The sequence below is a fragment of the Actinosynnema sp. ALI-1.44 genome (assembly GCF_001984155.1).
In the GTDB taxonomy this organism is placed as follows: Bacteria; Actinomycetota; Actinomycetes; order Mycobacteriales; family Pseudonocardiaceae; genus Kibdelosporangium.
Genome location: NZ_MTQO01000020.1, coordinates 25820 through 48552 on the forward strand (window position 1 = coordinate 25820; position 22733 = coordinate 48552).

The window sequence follows — 22733 nt, forward strand, 5'->3', positions numbered from 1 at the left end:
AGAAGCCCAACCCCGAGTTAGCACCGCGCGGTACGCAGATGACCACGGCGAAGCCGTCCCGCCAGGACCTGACCAGCAAGGTCAGCCTGAGCGGCAAGGTCGTGATCAACCCGGTCTTCGGGCTGGTGTCCCCGGTCGCTGGCCAGGTCAGGTATCTGGACGTGAAGGCGCCGGACAAGACGCCGACCAAGCCGACCAAGGTCGCCAACGTCTTCGCCAACGGCAGGCCGAGTGCCGTGGACGTCCCGGCAGGCGCGATGTTCAGCGGACGGCTGGCCGACGACAAGGCCACCGTGACCGCGGGTCAGCCGATCGTGTCGGCCAAGCACGTCGGTTACGGACTCGTCGCCGAGATCAAGGGCGAGCAGGCGTACCAGCTCTCCGACGCGTTGGCCTCGGTGCAGGCGCAGATCAAGAACGGTCCCGGCCCGTTCCCGTGCGCGGTGCTCGGCACCATCGCCGCACTGCCCGCAGGCACGATCCCGGACCCGCCGCCGCCCGCCGAGAACCCCGCGACGCCACCACCGAGCGGCGGCCCGGCCACCAACGCCGCTCCCCCGCCCGGCAACAGCGGCAAGCCGGAGGAGAACAAGCCGAACCCGTCCGAGGCGACCGGGATGCGGCTCGTGTGCACGGCACCGTCGGACCTGAAGCTGATCAACGGCGCCGAGGCGACCATGGAAGTGATCACCGAGAAGGCCGTCGGCGTGATGGTGCTGCCGGTCGAGGCGGTCGCCGGTGGTCAGGGCAAGGGCAAGGTGGACGTGCTCGGCGCGAACGGCCAGCGGGTGACCAAGGACGTCGTGCTCGGCCTGACCGACGGCAAGGTCGTGCAGATCAAGTCCGGGCTCGTCGGCGACGAGACGGTGGCCGTGCCCGGCCCGAACATCCCGGCGGCACCGGACGCGAACACGCCCGGAGGTCCGGGCAAGTGACACTGGACATGACCCAGCCGATCCCGCCCCAGCCACATTCCCAGCCCGCGGCACCGGCGCTGATCCAGTTGAGCGGGATCACCAAGACGCTCAAGGGGCAGCAGCAGCCCCGGACCATCCTCGACGGCGTGGACCTGGCCGTCCACAGTGGTGAGAGCGTGGCCATCCTCGGCCGGTCCGGCTCGGGCAAGTCGACGCTGCTGAGCCTGATCGGCCTGTTCGACCGGCCGGACGGCGGCCAGTACCTGCTCGAGGGAACCGACATCTCCCGGGTGGCCGAACGCAGGGCGGCGGCGTTGCGCAGTGCCCGGTTCGGCTTCGTGTTCCAGCGGTTCTTCCTGCTCAAGAGCCTGACCGCGGCGCAGAACGTGGCGATGGCGCTGGTCAACGGCCAGGGTTGGACGGCACGGCGCAAGCGCCGCGCCCGCGTGATGGAGGCGCTGGAGCAGGTGGGCATCGCGCACCTGGCCAAGAACAAGCCGCCCCGGCTGTCCGGCGGTGAGCAGCAGCGGGTGGCCATCGCCCGCGCGCTGGTCCGTGAACCGAAGATCCTGCTGGCCGACGAACCGACCGGCGCACTGGACACCGAAACGGGCAACCTCGTGATCGAGGCGTTGCACTCGGCCACCCAGCGCGGCTGCGGGCTGATCCTGGTCACGCACGACCACGCGCACGCCAACAAGATGGGCCGTGTGCTGCGGCTGACCGACGGCAAACTCGCTCTCGCGCAAGAACAGGTGGTCGTGTGATCGGGATGTCCGGCCGGTTGCGGTCCGCGCTCATCATCGGCGGTCAGGGCATCCGGGCCCGCAAGCTGCGCACGCTGCTGTCCATGCTGAGCCTGTTCCTCGGTGTGCTCGCGGTCGTCGTGGTGCAGACCGGTTCCGAGTTCGCGCAGAAACAGCTGCTCGCCGACTCCGAGCTGAACATGGCCAAGGACGGCACGCTGCAGATCTACCTGCCGCCCAACGAGAGAGCCAATCCGGTCGTGGTCGACACGATCGGCGGACGGCCGGACGCGGTGGCGATGCTGGAGAACCGCGCTGTCATCGGCGAGCCGAACGTGGCGCCGGTGAACCCAGGCGGTTCGCCGTTCGACCAGTCACGCGGCGGCGGCAGAGGCTTCTACACCTGCGACAACCGCGGCAACTGCACGGACAGGAGCCAGACGTCGGCGCCGCCGGGCAAGGCGATCGAGCTCAGGCTGGTCGCGTTGACCGGCGACATCCGGCAGTTCCGGGCGTTCCGGGTGGAGTCCGGCCAGTGGCTCGACTTCGGCACGGCACCCTCGCTGGCGCCGAGGATCGTGCTGAACAAGGAAGCGGCCAAGGGCTTCGAGCGCTACCGGGTGCCCGCCCAGATGCACGTCGACGGCGCGAAAGCCGACTCGACCCCGCAGATCACCGGCGTGGTCAACGACGGCGAGAGCTACGGCCCGGTCGCGTACGTCCGGTTCGACGAGCTGCTGAACTGGTTGCAGCCGAACGCGTTGAACAGCCAGAACATCCAGCTGCAGATCCTGATGTCGCCGACCGCGGGCGACCTGGAGCAGACGCTGCGGTCGCGCCTGGTCGGTGTGGGCGTGAAGGCCGACCAGATCTACGTCACCACAGTCAAGTCCAAGGAGCGCATTCAGGACCAGCTGTCGTTGATGCGCATGATCTTCCTTGGCATGGCGGCACTGGTGCTGCTGATCGGCACGGCCGGCATCCTCAACGTCGGCCTGGCCACGGTCGGTGAACGCGTCGAGGAGTTCGCGCTGAGACGAGCGGTGGGCACGCCGCGGATCCTGCTGGCCGGGATCGTGCTCGCCGAGACGCTGCTGACCGGCTTGATGACAGCCGCGGCCGCGATCGGTGTGGGCGCGGCCGGGATCAAGGTCGGGGCGTCGATGTTCAGCGGCCGGTTCCCCTCCGTGCAGGACATCGTGTTCCCGTGGCAAGCGGGGGTCGCCGGGGTGATCGCGGGCCTGGTCGCCGGGCTGCTCGGCGGGCTGATCCCGGCGATCCGCGCGGCCAGGATCCCCATCGCCACCGTGATGCGAGCCTGACGGAGCGTGCAACCAATGCCACATTGGTTGCACCCCGAGCAACCAATGCCACATTCGTTGCACCCCGAGCAACCAAAGCCACATTCGTTGCACCCCGAGCAACCAATGCCACATTGGTTGCACGCGGGGGCGGGGCGTGTGGTTAGTCGGATTTGCCTTGTTGCTCGGCCAGGAAGCGCTCCAGCTCGGCGCCGAGTTCGTCGGCGCTCGGGATGTTGTCGGGGTCGAGCAGCAGGTTGTCCTCCTCCTTGGCGGAGGTGAACGCGTCGTACTGCTGCTCCAACGCCGCGACGACCTCGGCGACCTGGTCGGACTCGGCGACCTGGCGGGCGATCTCCGCGTCCGCCCGGCGTGAGCTCTCCGTCAGCCCGCCGGGCGGCAGGACGAGGCCGGTCGCCTGGTTCACCGCTTCGAGCAGCACCAGCGCCGCCGCCGGGTACGTCGACTGCACCAGGTAGTGCGGGACGTGCGCGGCGAACCCGATCGCGTCGTGGCCGGATTCGCCCAGCCGCAGCTCCAGCAGGCCCGAGACGTTGCCGGGGACCTGCACCCTGCTGAACATCGGGCGGTAGTCCGACACCAGCTCGGGGCGGGAGGCGTGCGCGGTCAGGCCGAGCGGGCGGGTGTGCGGGACACCCATCGGGATCCCGTGCACCCCGATCGTCAGCCGCACGCCCCACCGGTCGACGAGCTGGCGAACCGCCTCGACGAACGCCTCCCAGCGGAAGTCCGGTTCCGGCCCGGTCAGCAGCAGGAACGGGGTGCCGACCTGGTCGTGCAGCAGCCGCACGACCAGCTCCGGCCGCTGGTAGTCCTCCCAGTGGTCCTGCACGAACGTCATCGGGGGCCGCCTGGCGCGGTAGTCGAGCAGGCCGTCGACGTCGAACCGGGCGATCACCCTGTTCTCGTACGCCGCCAGCAGCTGCTCCACGAGCGCCGCACCCGCCGATCCCGCGTCCATGAAGCCGTCGAAGTGGTGCAGCATCACCGCACCGGTCAGGTCCGGCACGTCCGAGTCGACCTCGTACAGGTTCTCCGGCTCCAGCACCACAAGCCTCCAAGCACGCGACCAAAATCCTCAGCGACAACTCTCGACGACTATTACAACGCGTGCCGACCCCGGAACCATTCCGTGCCGCCCGATTTAGGGGACTTCTAAGGGTGATCCACGTCACCGGTGAACGTCCAGCGGCCGGACGGGACCCGGAAGACCTGGTGCCCCGCCTCTTCGCGCAGCAACTCCACCCCCGGCGGCCGTCGACGTGCCATTCCCGGGACAAAAACATCCGCCGTGGAGCCAACTGGCACACCGACGGTCAACCGCACCGAAGAGCCCACGCGTGTCCACGCCACCGAGGCCAGCCCCCGCACGGTCCGGACCGAGGTCTGCGCCCAGTTCACGCCGACACGCGCGTCCGGTTTGACAGTGAACCGACGATAACCGTCATCACCGGGACGCAGCCCGGCGACGTTCTCGTACAACCACTGCACGACTGTCCCTTGGAAGTAGTGGTCACGTGACCGCGAGTCGAGGTGCCACATCTCCCACATCGTGTCGGCGCCGTTGTCGAACCAGTATCCCCAACTCGGATAGCTCCGTTGCGTCGCCACGGCGTGTGCGACATCGGGATGGCCGTACTCGCTCAGCGCGCGCAACAAGACGCTCGTACCGAGCGCCCCGGTGTTCAAATGGTTGCCCCGTGCCTTGATGTCGGCGACGAGGGTGGCGACCACCTGGCTGACCGAGCCCGGCGGCACCATGCCGAACATCAGCGGGATGGCGTTGGACGTCTGCCGGTAGTCCGGGTCCTTCGCGGTGCGATAACGGCCGTCCGCGAGGAAAGTCGCGTTGAACGCGGTACGGCACGTCTCGGCGACCGAGCGATACCTGGCAGCGGTGTCGCTGTGCCCCAACAGCTCGCCGAGTTCCGCCGTCCCGATCAGCGCGCGGTACAGGTACGCCGTCGCGGTCAGCCTCGTGTCCTCGGGCGGGTTGCCGCCGTATCCCGGTGGGAGGTAGTCGCCGAGCGCGGTGATCGCGAGGTTGTCCCGCAGGCGGCCGATCTCCCAGTCCAGGTACCGGGTCAGGGTGGGCCAGTGCGTGGCCGCGACGGCGGTGTCGCCGTAGATCCGGTACATCTCCCTGACCACGAACGGGTACACCGTCGTCCACTCCGGCGACGGCGCGAGTTCCGCGTAGCCCCATCCCCCGCTCGGCACGATCACCGGCAACTGCCCCGCGTCGTTCTGGCTGTCGCCGAGGTCGTTGATCCACTTTGTCAGGAACCGGGCCATCCCGAACGCGTACGTCATCACGGGTGCGCCGAGTTGGGCGTCCCCGGTCCAGCCGTTCTTCTCGTACATCGGCGTGTCGGTGGGGATGCCGTGCAGGTTGTTGCGCAACGTGCGCCGCATCGCGCGGTCGAGTTGTTCGAAGAACGGCTCGGAGCACCGGAACGTCCCGGTGTCGGGGACTGTCGACTGCACCACCTTGCCGCGCAGTGCTTCCGGGCGCGCACCGGTCACCTGGACGTAGCGGAACCCCTTGTAGGAGAACTTCGGTTCCCAGGTTTCCACGCCTGTGCCCGCGCAGATGTACTCGTCGGTCTGGTGCCGCCCCGGCACGTGGCCGTTCTCCCATTGCACCGAGCCGTCGGCCTTGAGCCGTTCGCCGTGCTGCAGGCGGACCAGGGTCCCCGCCGGAGCGCGCACGGTGAGCTCGGTCCAGCCGGACATCGTGCGGCCCATGTCGGCGATGTGGACGCCCGGCCGGAGCTCGCGCACGGTGGGGATGACGGTTTCGACGACGCCGATCGGTTCGTGCTGCTGGGCCCGGACTGTCCCGTGTGGAGCATCCATGACCGTGGCCTGACGCCACACGATGGCCTTGCCAGCGTCGTAGGTCTCCCCCGCGTACTGCGAGTTGGTGATCGTGCGGCTCTCGGCGAGTTTCCAGTCGGGGCCGGACGCGATGGTCGTCCTGGCGCCGCCGGGGTGCTCGATCTCCAGCTGTGCCAGCAGTCTCGGCTCGCCGTGCCAGCTCGCCCTGTGCCAGTTCCACACGTTCGGCGTGACCATGCCGTAGAACCCGCGGCCGAGCAGGACTTCCACCGCGTTGCCGCCTTGCTTGAGCAGATGCGTCACGTCGTGTGTCGCGTAGAGCACGGTCTCGTCGTAGTCGGTGAACCCCGGGTCGAGCACTTGGGCACCGACGCGCGAGCCGTTGACGGTCGCCTCGTAGTAGGCCATGCCGCTGACGTACAGCCGCGCCTTCACCACACGCTTGCTCAGCGTGAACTCCTTGCGCAGCAGGGGCGCCGGCGCCTCCGGGGCGGCGACGGAAACGTCTGTCCCCCAGACGCCTTGGCCGTAGGACGCGAGGACCGTCGCCGCCGACCACCCGCTGTCATCGAATCCCGGCTGCTGCCACCCGCTTTGCTCCGTCTCAGCGACCTTCCAGCCCGGTCCCGTGATCACGGTCTGGTGACCGGCTGTGGTGTCGATGACCATCCGCACCAGCAACCCGGCCGGATTCGTCGAACCCGGCGTGCCACGGTTCGTCGCCACAGCCGCGATGACGTTGCGTCCGCCGCGCACGAGCGTGGTCACGTCCGCGGTCAAGGCCGTCTTCCAGCTGTCGGTGGCCTGGGCAGCGTGCAGTGCCTGGGTTCCGCCGACGTAGAGGGTGAAGTCGTCGTCGGCTGTCGCGACGATCCTCGCGCGGGTGATGGTTCCCGTGATGTCGAAGGACGTCCGGAACCAGCGGGGCTCGGTGGGGGCTGTCGCCGACCAGATCCAGGCCGCGCCGTCCAAGGCGGGCGGCGCTTCCGGTGCGGCCGCACCGATCCAGCGCGCGACCCACGACGAGCCGAGCAGTCCCGTCTCCCACCACCGCACCGGTGACCAGTCCGATACCCGGTCGTCGGCGTCCCATACGCGAACTTGCCATTCGTAACGGGTCCGCGGCCGCAACGGCGGTCCGCCGTAGGGGACACCGACCGACTTGTCCGAGGAAACCTTGCCGGAATCCCAGATTCCACGCACCCGGACCTGATAGGCCGTTTGGCGGGCACCGGGCAGATCCGAAGCGAGTACCCACGACAGCCGTGGGGTGGCCACATCGGTCCCCAGCAACGTCTCGGCGTACTCCACAGTGGTCCGTTCGACCGACACGGCCGACCGTTGACCGAATTCGCTCACCTGATCAGCCTGCCCGGCCCCGCGCGGCAGCGCGAACGCCCCCGCGCCCACGGCCGAACTCCGCAGGAACACACGGCGGTTCATGTCCATCGCTGCACCCTTCTCCGGTGAAGCCACAGGGGTTTGAAACGTTTCAATCATGCATCGAGCAGCATTCCCGTTGAGCGTGGGAATGGATTCAGATGCTAGAGCATCGGTGTCGCGCAGGCCACGTTTGGGAAAGGCGGATCAGTGAATCGGACACCGCAGGGCAGAGCTGTCCACATCGTGGAATGCCCCAGTTGAGCACCGACACACGGTAACTGTCAACTGCCGCGTGGGATTTCCCACGTGACATCAGGCATAACCGTGTGTTCACATTACTGTCACGAGAACCCCGGAAGACCCCGGGCACTCTGTCCTGCGCAGCCTGTCGTCCCGCCATCCGGGAATCAGGCGACCCTTCTTCGCACAACGACGTGCGGCACCAGCCCCCATAGTTCCCCTGGGAGGGCCGCTGCTGTGACCCGCCACAAGACCGAGGGCCTGTACGACGAACAGTTCGAGCACGACGCCTGTGGCGTCTCGTTCGTCGCGGATCTCGCCGGCCGCAAGAACCACGACATCGTGGCCAAAGCCCTGATCGCACTGCGGAATCTGGAGCATCGAGGTGCCCGCGGCGCCGAACCCGAGACCGGCGACGGCGCCGGGCTGCTGATCCAGGTGCCCCACGAGTTCTTCGCCGCCGTCGTCGACTTCGACCTGCCGCCCGCGGGCGAATACGTTGTCGGCACGGCCTTCCTGCCGGTCGACGCGCCGACCAGAGCCGACGTCGTCGGCGCGGTCGAAGCGATCGCCGCCGAGGAGGGCATGCGGGTGCTCGGCTGGCGCGAGCTGCCCGTCGACACCGAGCACGTCGGCCCGACGGCCGCGACCACCATGCCGTACTTCGGCCAGCTGTTCCTGGCCGCGGACGGCGTCACAGGCCTGGCGTTGGAGCGCCTGGCTTTCGTCGTGCGCAAACGAGCCGAGCACGCGGTCGACGTGTACTTCCCGAGCCTGTCCGCGCGCACCATCGTCTACAAGGGCATGCTGACCGAACCCCAGGTCGAGCGGTTCTTCCCCGACCTGACCGACGAGCGCGTGACGAGCTCGATCGGCCTGGTGCACTCCCGGTTCTCCACCAACACGTTTCCGTCGTGGCCGCTGGCGCACCCGTACCGGTACGTGGCACACAACGGTGAGATCAACACGCTGCGCGGCAACCGCAACTGGATGGACGCCCGCGAGTCGATGCTGTCCAGCGATCTGATCCCCGGCGACATCGAGCGCGTCCTGCCGGTGATCACGCGGGGCGCCAGCGATTCGGCGAGCTTCGACGAGGTGCTGGAGCTGCTGCACCTCGGTGGCCGCAGCCTGCCGCACGCGGTGCTGATGATGATCCCGGAGGCGTGGGAGAACCACGAGGAGATGGATCCGGCGCGGCGCGCCTTCTACCAGTACCACTCGAACCTGATGGAGCCGTGGGACGGACCGGCGCTGGTCTCGTTCACCGACGGCTCGCTGATCGGTGCCGTGCTCGACCGCAATGGTCTGCGTCCGGCCCGGTACTGGGTCACCGAGGACGGTCTGGTCGTGCTCGGCAGTGAGGCAGGCGTGCTGGAGATCGACCCGGCGAGCGTGATCCGCAAGGGCAGGCTGGAGCCTGGCCGGATGTTCCTCGTGGACACCGTGGCGGGCCGGATCATCGACGACGACGAGATCAAGGGTGAGCTCGCCGCGGCGCACCCGTACGACGAATGGCTGCATGCCGGTGTGATCCAGTTGGCGGAACTGCCGCGGCGCGAACGTGAGGTGCCGACGCACGCCTCGCTGGTGCGCCGCCAGCAGGCCTTCGGCTACACCGAGGAGGAACTCAACATCCTGCTGCGCCCGATGGCCGCCAACGGTGCCGAGCCGATCGGGTCGATGGGCAACGACTCGCCGCTCGCGCCGCTGTCGGAGCGGCCACGGCAGCTGTTCGACTACTTCACGCAGCTGTTCGCACAGGTGACCAACCCGCCGTTGGACGCCATCAGGGAGGAACTGGTCACCTCGCTGCACACGTCTGTCGGTGCCGAGCCGAACCTGCTGTCGACGCCTGCCAGCGCGTGCCGCCGGATCTCGCTGACCTTCCCCGTGCTGGACAACGACGAGCTGGCCAAGATCGTGCACATCAACGACGACGGCGATCTGCCCGGCTTCCAGACGTTCACCGTGCGCGGTCTGTACGAAGTGAACGGTGGCGGCGAAGCGCTGAAACGGCGCCTCGACGAGATCCGCTCCGAGGTCTCCGACGCGATCGCGGAGGGTGCCAGGCTCATCGTGCTGTCGGACAGGGGCGTGGACGAGGCGCACGCGCCGATCCCGTCGCTGCTGCTGACCGGTGCCGTGCACCACCACCTGATCCGCGAGAAGACCCGGACCCAGGTCGGGCTGCTCGTGGAGGCCGGTGACGCCCGCGAGGTGCACCACATCGCGCTGCTCGTCGGGTACGGCGCCGCAGCGGTGAACCCGTACCTCGCGATGGCCAGTGTCGAGGAGATGGCGCTGCCGGAGACGGCCGAGCAGGCCACCCGCAACCTGATCAAGGCGCTGGGCAAGGGTGTCCGCAAGACCATGTCCAAGATGGGCGTGTCCACTGTGGCGTCCTACACCGGTGCGCAGATCTTCGAGGCGATCGGTCTCGGCGCCGAGGTGATCGACAGCTGCTTCACGGGTACGACCTCACGGCTCGGTGGCGTCGGCTTCGACGTGCTGGCCGAGGAGGTGGCGCAGCGGCACCGCAAGGCGTTCCCGCCGGACGGCGTCCGCCCGAGCCACCGCGAACTGGAGACCGGCGGTGACTACCAGTGGCGCCGCGAAGGCGAGGCGCACCTGTTCAACCCGCAGACGGTGTTCAAGCTCCAGCACTCCACGCGCAGCGGCCGTTACGAGATCTTCAAGGAGTACACGCGCGGCGTCGACGAGCAGTCCGCGCGACTGATGACGTTGCGTGGCCTGTTCGAGTTCTCCTCCGACCGGGAGCCGGTGCCGATCGAGGAGGTGGAACCGGTCTCCGACATCGTCAAGCGGTTCGCCACCGGCGCGATCTCGTACGGCTCGATCTCCAGTGAGATGCACGAGGTACTGGCGATCGCGATGAACCGGATCGGCGGCAAGTCGAACACCGGGGAGGGCGGCGAGGACCCGGACCGGTTCACCCGCGACGCCAACGGCGACCTGCGCCGCTCGGCGATCAAGCAGGTCGCGAGTGGACGGTTCGGCGTCACCAGCGAGTACCTGGTCAACGCCGACGACATCCAGATCAAGATGGCGCAGGGCGCGAAGCCCGGCGAAGGCGGGCAGCTGCCCGGTGCGAAGGTGTACCCGTGGATCGCGCGGACCCGGCACTCCACGCCGGGTGTCGGGCTGATCTCGCCGCCGCCGCACCACGACATCTACTCGATCGAGGACCTGGCGCAGCTGATCCACGATCTGAAGAACGCCAACCCGAAGGCGCGGATCCACGTCAAACTGGTGTCCGAGGTCGGGGTCGGCACGGTCGCGGCGGGTGTGTCCAAGGCGCACGCGGACGTCGTGCTGATCTCCGGGCACGACGGCGGCACGGGCGCGTCTCCCCTGTCGTCGATCAAGCACGCCGGTGGCCCGTGGGAGCTCGGCCTGGCCGAGACCCAGCAGACGTTGCTGGCCAACCGGTTGCGCGACCGGATCGTGGTGCAGACCGACGGCCAGCTCAAGACCGGCCGCGACGTGATCATCGCGGCTTTGCTGGGCGCGGAGGAGTTCGGGTTCGCCACGGCTCCCCTGGTGGTGTCCGGTTGCATCATGATGCGCGTCTGCCACCTGGACACGTGCCCGGTCGGTGTGGCCACGCAGAACCCGGTGCTGCGGGAGAAGTTCAGCGGCAAGGCCGAGTACGTGGTGAACTTCTTCGAGTTCGTCGCCCAGGAGGTCCGTGAATATCTGGCACAGCTGGGTTTCCGGTCCCTGGAAGAGGCGGTCGGGCACGCCGAGCTGCTGGACACCCGCAAGGCGGTCGACCACTGGAAGGCGGCGGGCCTCGACCTGACGCCGATCTTCCACGTGCCGGACCTGCCGCCGCGCGCGTCCCGCCACCAGGTCGTCACGCAGGACCACGGCCTGGAGAAGGCCCTGGACAACACGTTGATCCAGTTGGCCGAGGGTGCGTTGTCCTCGGGCGACCGGGTGCGCCTGGAACTGCCGGTGCGCAACGTGAACCGGACCGTGGGCACGATGCTCGGCTCGGAGGTGACCAGGATCTGGGGTGGTGCCGGGCTTCCTGACAACACCATCGACATCACGTTCACCGGCACGGCCGGGCAGTCGTTCGGCGCGTTCATCCCCAACGGGGTCACGCTGCGGCTGGTCGGCGACGCGAACGACTACGTCGCCAAGGGCCTGTCCGGCGGGCGGGTCACGGTCCGGCCCGACCCGTCGGCGCCGTTCGTGGCCGAGGAGAACATCATCGCGGGCAACGTGATCTGCTACGGCGCCACGAGCGGTGAGATCTTCATCCGCGGCAAGGTCGGCGAGCGGTTCTGCGTGCGCAACTCCGGTGCTTTGGCTGTCGTGGAAGGCATCGGCGACCACGGCTGCGAGTACATGACCGGTGGCCGTGTGGTCGTGCTCGGGCAGACCGGCCGCAACTTCGCGGCAGGCATGTCCGGCGGCGTCGCGTACGTGCTCGACATCGCCAGGCAGCGGGTGAACCACGAGATGGTCGACCTCGACCCGCTGGACGACGCGGACCGCGAGTTCCTGCGGGAAACCGTCGAGAAACACCTGGCGGAGACGGATTCCGCCGTCGCGCACGACCTGTTGGTGGATTGGTCCCCTGAACGCTTCACGAAGGTGATGCCGAAGGACTACAAGCGCGTGCTGGCCGCGCGGGCCCGTGCCGAACGGGACGGCCGTGACGTGAACGAGGCGATCATGGAGGCCGCGCATGGCTGACCCGAAGGGTTTCATCACCACACCCCGGGAGAACCCGGCCACCCGGCCGGTGTTCCTGCGGTTGCAGGACTGGCGCGAGGTCTACGAGGACTTCGCAACCGAGCGCACCCAGCGTCAGGCCGGGCGCTGCATGGACTGCGGGATCCCGTTCTGCCACCAGGGTTGTCCGCTGGGCAACCTGATCCCGGAGTGGAACAACCTGGTCTGGAAGTCGGACTGGCTGGCCGCGGCCGAACGGCTGCACGCGACCAACAACTTCCCTGAGTTCACCGGGACGCTGTGCCCGGCGCCGTGTGAAACCGCCTGCGTGGTCGGGATCAACGGCGATCCCGTGTCCATCAAGCGGGTCGAGATCTCGATCGTCGACCGCGCGTGGGACGAGGGCTGGGTCACCCCGCAGGTGCCGACGGCGTTGACGGGCAAGAAGGTCGCGGTCGTCGGCTCCGGCCCGGCGGGCCTGGCGGCGGCGCAACAGCTGACCCGCGTGGGGCATTCGGTGACCGTGCTGGAACGGGCCGACGCGATCGGTGGCCTGCTGCGCTACGGGATCCCCGAGTTCAAGATGGAGAAATGGCGGCTGGACCGCAGGCTCGACCAGATGCGCGCGGAGGGAACCGAGTTCCGCGCGGGGGTGGACGTCGGCGTGGACGTCAAGGCGACCGAACTGCGGACGTCCTACGACGCCGTGGTGCTGGCCGGTGGCGCGACGGCGTGGCGTGACCTGCCGATCCCCGGCCGGGATCTCCAGGGTGTCCACCAGGCGATGGAATACCTGCCGCCCGCCAACCGGGTCGCACGCGGCGACCTCGCCAGCTCACCCATCAGCGCCAAGGGCAAGCACGTCGTGGTGATCGGCGGCGGTGACACCGGCGCCGACTGTGTGGGCACGGCACACCGCCAGGGCGCGGCTTCGGTGACACAGCTGGAGATCATGCCGCGGCCGCCGGAGGTCCGGTCGGACGCTCACCCGTGGCCGACGTACCCGATGGTCTACCGGGTGTCCTCGGCGCACGAGGAAGGCGGCGACCGGATCTACGCGGTGTCCACAGTGGAGTTCATCGGAGACGCCGGCGGCAACGTCCAGTCGCTCAAGCTGGTCGACGTCAAACTGGACGCCGGGAAGTTCGTGCCGGTCGACGGCACCGAACGGGAGATCCCGGCGCAGCTGGTCACCCTCGCGATGGGCTTCGTCGGCCCGCAGCAGGATGGCCTGCTCAACGATCTGGGGGTCGTCTACGACCCGCGGGGCAATGTCGCCCGTGACGCTTCGTTCGCCACCAACGTCGATGGCGTGTTCGTCGCGGGCGACATGGGCCGCGGTCAGTCCCTGATCGTCTGGGCCATCGCCGAAGGCCGTTCCGCGGCGGCCGGAGTGGACGCGTACCTGATGAACCGCGCTGTGCTGCCCGCCCCGATCGCGCCGACCGACAGGCCCATCGCCTGACACCGGCCGTCCTGGCCCGCGGCAAAGGCGCAGGGTAATCCTCGTGAGTGTTTTGGCCGGTTGGTTCAGAACCCGCCAAAACACTCACGAGGACGTGACTGTGTCCGCCAGGGCCATCAACTCGGTTTGGTAGCGGGCGTACAGATCGCGCAACGCGTCCGCGGGCCAGTCCGGCGGCAGCAGCGGCGCGGGCAGGACGGGGTCGGCCAGCAAGTGCCGGACGATCGCGGCGGCGATCGTGAACCGCGTGGCGTTGCTGTCCGTCGCACGGAACTGGTCCATCAACGTGTGCGCGCGAGCCGCCCAGCCCGGCAGGTCCCACAGGGTGGTGGCGAGCTCGATCGCATCCGTGTCCGGTCGGCCGGTGAAGCTCCGCACGCCCAGATCCGTGGGCAGCGGGCGGACGAGGTTGGCCGGACGGGTCCACACGCCTTCGCGCAGTTCGGCCAGTCGCAGTTGTGCGAGGGACGCGCGCAGTTCCGCGCGGTCACCCGCTGGTCTGCCGAGCGCGGTCACGACGACGATCTCCCATTCGCCGTGCCAGTCGCGGGTGCTGGTGCGGATGGCGTCGTCCTGGCGTCGCTGGCGGGTGAGCAGACGCTCGGTGAGGCGATACGTGCTGCCGGTGCGGGCCAGGTCGCCCGCCGCCGTCATCCGGGTGAGGGCCACGCGCAGCGCCGGTTCGGTGATCCGGAACTCGGCGGCCAGGCGGACCAGGTAGCGGACGGCCAGTTCCGGTGGGTGGATGCCGAGCAGCACGCTGAGCACCACCGACCTGGCGCTCAGCGGTTTCAGGTCGAGCTCACCCGCTGTCACCTGCACAGTGTCTCCCGTAGGCCGATGAGCTGGGGCAACCGCCCCATATTACAACTCTTGTGCAAGCGTGGAGATTCTGTAACAGTCAGAGCATGACCGCCACCCAGCAGCCAGTGCCGCAGTACGCCACGCACGAGGTCGCCAACCAGCCGCCGCCGCACTCGCCGTACGACGCGTCCGCGGACGCCGCGTTGCTGGAGGGCCTGCGCCGGGAAGAAGCGGGCTGGGCCGAGCAGGACATCCGCCGCTTCGGCGAACTCGCGGGCAGCGAGGAAGCGCAACTGTGGGCTGAGCAGGCGAACACCAACGAGCCGGTGCTGCGCACGGTCGACCGCTACGGCAACCGCGTCGACGAGGTCGATTTCCACCCCGCCTGGCACCACCTCATGCGCGTCGCGATCGCCGAAGGCGGCGCTGCGGCCCCGTGGGCCGACGGGCGGCCCGGCGCGCACGTGGCGCGGTTCGCGGGCAGCCTGGTCTGGGGCCACACCGAGGCGGGACACGGGTGCCCGCTGTCGATGACGTACGCGGTGATCCCCGCGCTGCGCCACCAACCGGATCTCGCCGCGGTGTACGAACCGCTGCTGACCAGCCGCGTGTACGACCCAGGCCTGCGGATTCCGACCACCAAACGCGGCATCCTCGCCGGCATGGGCATGACCGAGAAGCAGGGCGGCTCGGACGTGCGCACCAACTCCACCGTCGCGACACCGACCAGCGAGGACGGCGTCTACACCCTGCGCGGCCACAAGTGGTTCACCTCGGCGCCGACGTGCGACCTCTTCCTCGTCCTCGCCCAGGCGCCCGGCGGCCTGTCGTGCTTCCTCGTACCGCGGATCCTGCCGGACGGCACCCGCAACACGTTCCGGATCACGCGGTTGAAGGACAAGCTGGGCAACCGGTCCAACGCGTCGTCGGAACCCGAGTTCGACGGCACGGTGGCGTGGCTGGTCGGTCCCGAGGGCCGCGGGGTCAAGACGATCATCGAGATGGTCAACTGCACCCGGCTGGACTGCGTGGCGGGTTCGTCGGCCACCATCCGCAAGTCGCTGGTCGAGGCGGGGCACCACGTCAGGTACCGCAGCGCGTTCGGCGCGAAGCTGATCGACCAGCCGCTGATGCGCGGCGTGCTGGCCGACCTGGCGGTGGAGTCGGAGGCCGCGACCACGCTGGGCCTGCGGCTGGCGGGCGCGGCCGACCGGGCCATCCGCGGTGATGAAGGCGAGCAGGCGTTCCGGCGGATCGCGACCGCGATCGGCAAGTACTGGGTGACCAAGCGGGCCCCGGCGTTCACCGCCGAAGCGCTGGAATGCCTCGGCGGCAACGGATACGTCGAGGAATCCGGCATGCCGAGGCTCTACCGGGAGGCGCCGCTGAACTCCATCTGGGAGGGCTCCGGCAACGTCAACGCGCTGGACGTGTTGCGCGCGCTGGCCAAGGAACCCGGTACGGCACAAGCCCTGATGACCGAACTGTCACTCGCGCACGGCGCCGACTCCCGGCTGGACGCGGCGGTCACGCGTCTCGGCACGGACCTCGCGGCCCTGGCCGCGGACCCGGACCGGGCACAGCGGCAGGCACGGCGCATGGTCGAACTGATGGCGTTGACGCTGCAGGGCTCGTTGCTGGTCCGGCACGCCCCCGCGGCTGTCGCGGACGCGTTCTGCGCAAGCAGGCTGGGTGGCGACTGGGGCCACGCGTTCGGCACCCTTCCGGAAGGAACCGACATCACCGGGATTCTCGAGCGGGCACTTCCGGAGGGCTCATGAGCGTTGTTGTGGACCGGGACGGACCGGTCACGATCATCAGCATCGACCGAGCCGAGGCTCGCAACGCCGTGGACCACGCGCACGCGGCCGCGCTGACCGAGGCCTTCGAGGAGTTCGACAAGGACGACGACGCGTCGGTCGCCGTGTTGCACGGGCGAGGCGGCGTGTTCTGCGCGGGCGCGGACCTGAAGGCCGTCGCCCGCAGGGACGTGAACATAGGCGCGCCCGGCGAAGGACCCGCCGGGATGGGACCGACCAGGCTGCTGCTGGGCAAACCGGTGATCGCGGCCGTCGACGGGTACGCCGTCGCGGGTGGGCTGGAACTGGCCGTCTGGGCGGATCTGCGGGTCGCGGACCCGGGTGCGGTGTTCGGTGTGTTCTGCCGCCGGTGGGGCGTGCCGTTGATCGACGGCGGCACAGTCCGGCTGCCCAGGTTGATCGGCCACTCCCACGCGCTGGACATGATCCTGACCGGCCGCCCGGTCGGCGCCGAGGAGGCGTACCGGATGGGTCTGGCCAACCGGGTCAGCGCCCCGGGCAAGGCCCTGACCGAGGCGATCGACCTGGCCCGGCAGGTGGCGGCGTTCCCGCAGACGTGCATGCGGCAGGACAGGCTGTCCAGCTACGCCCAGCACGACCTGCCGATCGACGAGGCGATCGCGTCGGAGTGGCGCCACGGCCTGGTTTCGTTGAGCAGCGACACCGTCGCCGGTGCGGGCCGGTTCGCCGCCGGTGCGGGACGTCATGGCTCATTCGGCGAGCAGGAGGGCGCATGAGCAGGCCTGCCGCGTGGCGTGCGAACTGGACCGAAGGCGAGGGCTCGAAGTTCGCCGGTCGTCCGGCGCCGGAATCCGACGCCGAGTACTCGACGCTGACCTACGAGGTCGACGGCCGCATCGCCCGGATCACGTTCAACCGGCCGCAGCGGGGCAACGCGATCACCGCCGACACCCCCGGTGACATCGCTTCGGCGGTGGAACGGGCCGATCTCGACCCCCGGGTGCACGTGATCCTGCTGTCGGGCCGCGGCAAGGGTTTCTGCGGCGGTTACGACCTCTTCGAGACCGCCGAGCAGAACTTCGCCGGGGCCGAGGGCGACGGCACCGTGCTCGACCCGGCCGTTCAGGCCGCCAACCACGATCCGTTCGCCTCGGGTCCTGGCGGTGCTTGGGATCCGATGATCGACTACGCGATGATGAGCCGGTTCAACCGGGGGTTCTCCTCACTGCTGCACGCCGACAAGCCGACCGTGGCCAAGGTGCACGGGTTCTGCGTGGCAGGCGGGACGGACATCGCGTTGTACTGCGATCAGATCATCTGCGCCGACGACGCGAAGATCGGGTACCCACCGACGCGGGTCTGGGGTGTTCCGGCCGCTGGTATGTGGGCTCATCGGCTCGGTGACCAGCGGGCCAAACGGCTTCTGCTCACCGGCGAGTGCCTGACCGGGACCCAGGCCGCGCAGTGGGGGCTCGCTGTCGAATCCTGCCGTGCCGACGAGCTTGACCAGCGGGCTGACCTGCTCGTCGGGAAGATCGCCGCCATGCCCGTCAACCAGCTCATGATGGTCAAGCTGGCTCTGAACTCCGCTTTGCTGGCGCAGGGAGTGCAGAACTCGACCATGATCAGCACGGTGTTCGACGGGATCTCCCGGCACACCCGGGAGGGGTACGCTTTCCAGCTCCGGGCTGCCGAGGTCGGTTTCCGCGAGGCCGTCCGAGAACGGGACCAGCCCTTCGGCGATCACAAACGCCCATGATGTGCCGTGAAGGCCACCCTACCGGCATGAGACGCCCCGAAAGTTCCCCCGGCCGGGCCTGTGCTTGGTCAAGCCGCAGGCCCGGCCGGGTGTCTTCTACTTGGGTTCGAGTACGAACACCGGGATCTGCCGGTCCGTCTTCTCCTGGTACTCGGCATAGGCCGGGTACGCCTCGACGGCGCGCTCCCACCACTCCGCCCGCTCTGCCCCGTCGACTTCGCGGGCGGTGTAGTCCTTGGTCACCGTCCCGTCCTGCAAGGGGAACTCCGGGTGCGCCTTGATGTTGTAGTACCACGTCGGGTGCTCGGGCGCGCCACCCTTGGAGGCCACGACCGCGTATTTTCCGTCGTGCTCCACCCTCATCACCGGCGTGTAGCGCAGTTTGCCGGATTTGGCACCGCGCAGGGTCAGCAGCACGATCGGCTTCCCGAGGACCAGGATGCCTTCCGTCGTACCCGTCTCGAGGATCTGCTTCGTCTGGCCCTGCACCCAGTCCGTCGGGCTCAGCTCTACGGTCTCGTCTGGCATGTCGTTGTTCAACACTCCTCGCGCCGCCGTTGTTCCCGGCTGGGCGTCAGCTGCCCTCCAGGTCGCCTTCCGTGCTCAGGTACACCGCACGCAACGCGTCCAGTGTGGCCTGATCAGGATGCTCCCACATCCCCCGGTCCGCTGCCTCCAGAAGGCGCTCCGAGATCCCGTGCAGGGCCCACGGGTTGGCTTCGGAGAGGAACTTCTGGTTCTCCGGGTCGAGGACGTAGCTCGCCGCCAGCTGCTCGTACATCCAGTCCGCCACGACTCCCGTGGTCGCGTCGTACCCGAACAGGTAGTCCACTGTGGCCGCCAGTTCGAACGCGCCTTTGTAGCCATGCCTGCGCATCGCCGCGAGCCAGCGCGGGTTCACCACTCGGGCGCGGAAGATCCGGGTTGTTTCCTCGTTGAGGGTACGGGTGCGTACGGCGTCCGGGCGGGTGCTGTCACCCACGTACGCGGCGGGTGCCTTGCCGGTGAGGGCGCGGACTGTCGCGATCATTCCGCCGTGGTACTGGAAGTAGTCGTCCGAGTCCGCGATGTCGTGTTCGCGGGTGTCGATGTTCTTCGCTGCCACGGCGATCCGCTTGTAGGACGTCTCCATGTCCTGGCGTGCCTGGACTCCGTCGAGACCCCGGCCGTAGGCGTAACCTCCCCAGACCGCGTACACCTCGGCCAGGTCGGCGTCGTCGCGCCAGTTGCGGCTGTCGATCAACGGCAGGATGCCCGCGCCGTACGCGCCTGGTTTCGAGCCGAAGATCCGCATTGTCGCGCGTCGGGAGTCGCCGTGGTCGGCCCGGTCGGCTTCCACGTGGGCGCGGACGAAGTTCTGCTCATGTGGCTCGTCGAGAGACGCCACGAGTTGCACCGCGTCGTCCAGCAGGGCCACGACATGGGGGAACGCGTCGCGGAAGAACCCGCTGATGCGCACTGTCACGTCGATGCGAGGCCTGCCGAGCTCGTCGAGCGGGATCACCTCGATGCCGGACACGCGCCGGGACTGGTCGTCCCACTGTGGACGGACGCCCAACAGGGCGAGGACCTCCGCGATGTCGTCACCCGCTGTGCGCATCGCGGACGTTCCCCACACCGACAACCCGACCGACGGCGGCCACTCGCCGTTCTCCTCGCGGTACCGCGCCAGCAACGAATCCGCCATCGCCTGGCCGGTTTCCCACGCCAGCCGCGACGGCACGGCCTTCGGGTCGACGGAGTAGAAGTTCCGCCCGGTCGGCAGCACGTTGATCAGGCCGCGCAACGGTGAACCGCTCGGCCCCGCGGGGATGTACCCGCCGTCCAGCGCGTGCAGGACGTGGTCGAGCTCGTCGGTGGTACGTGCCAGCCGCGGGACGACCTCGGTCGCGGCGAAGGTCATGATCTTCTCGACGGTCTCGTCCGCGCGGCCGAGCACCCCGGACACGACAGCCGACGCCGCGTCCGCCGACCACGAGGCGTTCTCCATGCCCTCCACCAGGGCACGGGCTGTCGCCTCGACGGTGTCGGTCGCGGTGCGGTCGTTGTCCTTCTCCGACAGGCCAAGAGCTTCGCGCAGACCGGGCAACGCGTCCGCCTGGCCACCCCACATCTGCCGGGCCTGCAGCATCGCCAGCACGAGGTTGACCCGTGCCTCGCCTTCCGGGGCGACGCCGAGCACGTGCAGGCCGTCGCGGATCTGCACGTCCTTGACCTCGCACAACCAGCCGTCGACGTGCAGCAGGAAGTCGTCGAACTCCGCGTCGTGCGGGCGGTCGTCCAGGCCCAGGTCGTGGTCGAGCTTGGCGGCCTGGATCAGCGTCCAGATCTGGGCGCGGATCGCGGGCAGCTTCGCCGGGTCCATCGCGGCGATGTTCGCGTGCTCGTCGAGCAGTTGCTCCAGACGGGCGATGTCGCCGTAGCTGTCGGCACGGGACATCGGGGGCACCAGGTGGTCGACCAGGGTCGCGTGCGTCCGGCGTTTGGCCTGCGTTCCCTCACCCGGGTCGTTGACCAGGAACGGGTAGATCAACGGGATGTCGCCCAGCGCCGCGTCCGGGCCGCAGCCCGCCGACATGCCGACGGTCTTGCCGGGCAGCCACTCCAGGTTGCCGTGCTTGCCGACGTGCACCATCGCGTGCGCGCCGAACTCCTCGGCCAGCCAGCGGTACGCGGCCAGGTAGTGGTGGCTCGGCGGCAGGTCCGGGTCGTGGTAGATCGCGATCGGGTTCTCGCCGAACCCGCGCGGCGGCTGGACCATCACGACGATGTTGTTGGCGCGCAACGCGGCCAGCACGATCTCGCCGTCCGGGTCGGCCGACCGGTCGACGAACAGCTCACCGGGCGCCTGGCCCCAGTGCTCCTCGATCGCTTCCCTGGTGTCCTGCGGCAGCTTCGCGTAGGACTCGCGGTAACGAGCGGCCGAGATCCTGATCGGGTTGCCGGACAACTGCTCCTCGGTCAACCAGTCCGCGTCCTGGCCGCCCGCCGCGATCAGCGCGTGGATCAACGCGTCACCGTCCTGCGCCTCGACGCCCGGCAGCTCACCGACGTCGTAACCGCGTTCCTTCAACGCGGCCAGCAGCCGTACCACGCTCGCCGGGGTGTCCAGGCCGACCGCGTTGCCGATCCGTGAGTGCTTGGTCGGGTACGCCGACAGCATCACGACGATCCGCCGTTCGGCGGGCGGGATGTGCCGCAGCGACGCGTGCCGGACGGCGATGCCCGCGACACGCGCGGCTCGCTCCGGGTCGGCGACGTACACGGTCAGGCCGTCCTCGTCGATCTCCTTGAAGGAGAACGGGACTGTGATGATCCGTCCGTCGAACTCCGGGATCGCCACCTGGGTGGCGGTGTCGAGCGGGGACAGCCCGTCGTCGTTCTCGTCCCAGGACGCGCGGCTGCTGGTCAGGCACAGGCCCTGCAGGATCGGCACGTCCAACGCGGCGAGAGCGCCGACGTCCCACGCCTCGTCGTCACCACCGGCGGACGCCGCGGCCGGTTTCGTCCCACCGGCCGCGAGCACCGTCACCACGAGCGCGTCGGCCTTGCCGAGCGTCTCCAGCAGTTCCGGCTCGGCGGTGCGCAGGGACGAACAGAACACGGGCATCGCCTGCGCACCCGCGGCTTCGACGGCGTCGCACAACGCGTGGACGAACGCGGTGTTCCCGGCCATGTGGTGCGCCCGGTAGTACAGGACGGCCACGACCGGGCCCTGCCCGGCCGACTCGCGCTCCAGCAGCCCCCAAGTGGGCGCGTCCACCGGCGGGGCGAAGCCGATTCCGGTCAGCAGCATCGTGTCGGACAGGAACCCGAACAGCTCCGTGAGGTTGGCGGGGCCGCCCTGGGCCAGGTAGGCGTGCGCTTCCGCGCAGACACCGGCGGGCACGGTGGAGAGCTCCATCAGCTCGGCGTCCGGCGCCTGCTCACCACCGAGCACGACCACCGGCCGGGGCCCGGCCAGCAACGCGTCCAGGCCTTCCTCCCACGCCCGGCGTCCGCCGAGGATGCGCACCACGACCAGGTCGACGCCGTCGACCAAGGCGGGGAGATCGTCGACAGTCAGGCGGGCCGGGTTGCCGAGGCGGAACTCGGCGCCGCTGGCCCGTGCGGACAACAAGTCGGTGTCGGACGTCGACAGCAGCAGGATCACGCGGCTCACTCCACTCCCCCGGGGTCCTCGCCCCGTGACGCAGGTATCGACGGCGCAGGGGTGTCTGGCTCCCGTGCCCGTCAGACGGGCCCGGTGACAGTGGCGGGACCGCGCCGGACTCGCACCGGCTTCCCCACTACGTCGTCGTTCGAGCCGACCCTACCTGGTCACCGGGTCCCGCCAAGACGCCCGGACGGCTGGTTCGAACGTGCGGAACGTCACTGCACATCACAGACAGGTCACGCCTCGTCCGGCGGCGGAACCGGACACCGGCGGCGAACCTCTCATGCCCGCACACGAGAGAACACCGGGAGGCGACTGGTGGGCTACGACGTCGTGATCGACTCGCTGAGGAAGGCGTCCGCCGCGGCGGGTGACGCGGCCGAGCAGTCGGGCAAGGTGCAGCTGGGCGCCGCCCTCGACGACGTGGGCCCGGCCATGCCGGGCAGCAGATCCGGCCCGGCAGCGGCGACGCTCGCGACGGCGTGGGACGGCCTGGTGAAGTCGTGGAGCACGGATGCCAAGGCGTACGGCGAGAACCTGTCGACGGCGGCCGACCACTACGCCGCCAACGAAGAGGCAGCCGCGGCCGACTTCCAAGGTGTGGGGTGA

The 22733-nt window shown here is 69.1% G+C and carries 14 protein-coding genes and 1 riboswitch; of the genes, 9 read left to right on the forward strand and 5 right to left on the reverse strand.

The window, feature by feature from the left end; translation table 11 throughout:
- The first annotated feature begins 38 nt into the window (after window positions 1–38).
- The 3 genes from ALI144C_RS01100 to ALI144C_RS01110 are packed head-to-tail and all read left to right on the forward strand — an operon-like array spanning window position 39 to window position 2985.
- Window positions 39–935 (forward strand): efflux RND transporter periplasmic adaptor subunit, encoded by an 897-nt coding sequence (locus ALI144C_RS01100; RefSeq protein ID WP_237773894.1) that lies wholly within the window; start codon window positions 39–41, stop codon window positions 933–935.
- Window positions 932–1684, forward strand: a complete 753-nt coding sequence (locus tag ALI144C_RS01105) for an ABC transporter ATP-binding protein (RefSeq protein WP_237773895.1) — start codon at window positions 932–934, stop codon at window positions 1682–1684. The genes ALI144C_RS01100 and ALI144C_RS01105 overlap by 4 nt, the downstream gene beginning before the upstream one ends.
- Before the next feature lie 5 nt (window positions 1685–1689).
- Window positions 1690–2985, forward strand: coding sequence for an ABC transporter permease (locus ALI144C_RS01110; RefSeq protein WP_076985111.1), 1296 nt, complete (start codon window positions 1690–1692; stop codon window positions 2983–2985).
- 142 nt (window positions 2986–3127) lie between these two features.
- On the opposite strand, the gene ALI144C_RS01115 is transcribed toward ALI144C_RS01110, so the two are convergent.
- Window positions 3128–4036: a proteasome assembly chaperone family protein gene (locus ALI144C_RS01115; protein WP_076985092.1), complete on the reverse strand. Its 909-nt coding sequence runs from the start codon at window positions 4034–4036 to the stop codon at window positions 3128–3130.
- 104 nt (window positions 4037–4140) lie between these two features.
- On the reverse strand, window positions 4141–7269 hold the full coding sequence (locus tag ALI144C_RS01120; RefSeq protein WP_237773896.1) for an alpha-L-rhamnosidase: 3129 nt from the start codon (window positions 7267–7269) through the stop codon (window positions 4141–4143).
- 417 nt (window positions 7270–7686) lie between these two features.
- On the opposite strand from ALI144C_RS01120, the gene gltB reads away from it, so the two are divergent.
- Both gltB and ALI144C_RS01130 read left to right on the forward strand, forming a co-directional pair.
- On the forward strand, window positions 7687–12180 hold the full coding sequence (gene gltB / locus ALI144C_RS01125) for a glutamate synthase large subunit (RefSeq protein WP_076985094.1): 4494 nt from the start codon (window positions 7687–7689) through the stop codon (window positions 12178–12180).
- Window positions 12173–13624, forward strand: coding sequence for a glutamate synthase subunit beta (locus tag ALI144C_RS01130; protein ID WP_076985095.1), 1452 nt, complete (start codon window positions 12173–12175; stop codon window positions 13622–13624). The genes gltB and ALI144C_RS01130 overlap by 8 nt, the downstream gene beginning before the upstream one ends.
- A gap of 84 nt (window positions 13625–13708) precedes the next feature.
- On the opposite strand, the gene ALI144C_RS01135 is transcribed toward ALI144C_RS01130, so the two are convergent.
- Entirely contained in the window at window positions 13709–14440 is a 732-nt protein-coding gene (locus ALI144C_RS01135) for a PaaX family transcriptional regulator C-terminal domain-containing protein (protein WP_237773897.1), read from the reverse strand.
- A 92-nt stretch (window positions 14441–14532) separates the two neighbouring features.
- Here ALI144C_RS01135 and ALI144C_RS01140 point away from each other — a divergent pair, with 92 nt between their 5' ends.
- The 3 genes from ALI144C_RS01140 to ALI144C_RS01150 are packed head-to-tail and all read left to right on the forward strand — an operon-like array spanning window position 14533 to window position 17968.
- On the forward strand, window positions 14533–16209 hold the full coding sequence (locus tag ALI144C_RS01140; RefSeq protein ID WP_076985097.1) for an acyl-CoA dehydrogenase family protein: 1677 nt from the start codon (window positions 14533–14535) through the stop codon (window positions 16207–16209).
- Window positions 16206–16985, forward strand: a complete 780-nt coding sequence (locus ALI144C_RS01145; protein WP_076985098.1) for a crotonase/enoyl-CoA hydratase family protein — start codon at window positions 16206–16208, stop codon at window positions 16983–16985. The genes ALI144C_RS01140 and ALI144C_RS01145 overlap by 4 nt, the downstream gene beginning before the upstream one ends.
- Window positions 16982–17968, forward strand: a complete 987-nt coding sequence (locus ALI144C_RS01150; protein ID WP_076985099.1) for a crotonase/enoyl-CoA hydratase family protein — start codon at window positions 16982–16984, stop codon at window positions 17966–17968. Before ALI144C_RS01145 ends, ALI144C_RS01150 begins: the two co-directional genes overlap by 4 nt.
- Window positions 17969–18064: 96 nt before the next feature.
- On the opposite strand, the gene ALI144C_RS01155 is transcribed toward ALI144C_RS01150, so the two are convergent.
- Entirely contained in the window at window positions 18065–18496 is a 432-nt protein-coding gene (locus ALI144C_RS01155) for a nitroreductase family deazaflavin-dependent oxidoreductase (protein ID WP_076985112.1), read from the reverse strand.
- Between the two features lie 46 nt (window positions 18497–18542).
- Window positions 18543–22121 (reverse strand): cobaltochelatase subunit CobN, encoded by a 3579-nt coding sequence (gene cobN, locus ALI144C_RS01160; protein WP_076985113.1) that lies wholly within the window; start codon window positions 22119–22121, stop codon window positions 18543–18545.
- Between the two features lie 40 nt (window positions 22122–22161).
- Window positions 22162–22299: riboswitch (cobalamin riboswitch) on the reverse strand.
- A gap of 143 nt (window positions 22300–22442) precedes the next feature.
- Here cobN and ALI144C_RS01165 point away from each other — a divergent pair.
- Entirely contained in the window at window positions 22443–22733 is a 291-nt protein-coding gene (locus ALI144C_RS01165; RefSeq protein ID WP_083752601.1) for a hypothetical protein, read from the forward strand.